The sequence below is a fragment of the Roseibium sp. SCP15 genome (assembly GCF_040329435.1).
In the GTDB taxonomy this organism is placed as follows: Bacteria; Pseudomonadota; Alphaproteobacteria; order Rhizobiales; family Stappiaceae; genus Roseibium.
Genome location: NZ_JBDZYI010000018.1, coordinates 1 through 259, shown reverse-complemented (window position 1 = coordinate 259; position 259 = coordinate 1). Strand labels below are relative to the sequence as shown.

The 259-nt window shown below is 58.3% G+C and carries 1 protein-coding gene; it reads right to left on the bottom strand.

The features are described 5' to 3' along the window. On the bottom strand, positions 1-259 hold a 259-nt coding region (locus ABLO27_RS27170; protein WP_353037221.1), incomplete at both ends, for a GTP-binding protein.

Below are 259 nucleotides of genomic sequence, written 5' to 3'. Positions count from 1 at the left end.
ATCCTTCGGACGCTCCGGCGTCGGGATGTAGGCGTCAACCTGAGCCATCAGCTCACGGATCGCATCACGGCCGATAGCCGCATCGCGGTTCTCGACAGCTGCAAGCGCAGAGCCTTTGACGATCGGAATGTCGTCGCCCGGGAACTCGTAGGAAGACAGAAGCTCACGGATTTCCATTTCGACGAGCTCGAGAAGCTCTTCGTCGTCGACCTGGTCAACCTTGTTCATGAAGACAACAAGGGCCGGAACGCCAACCTGA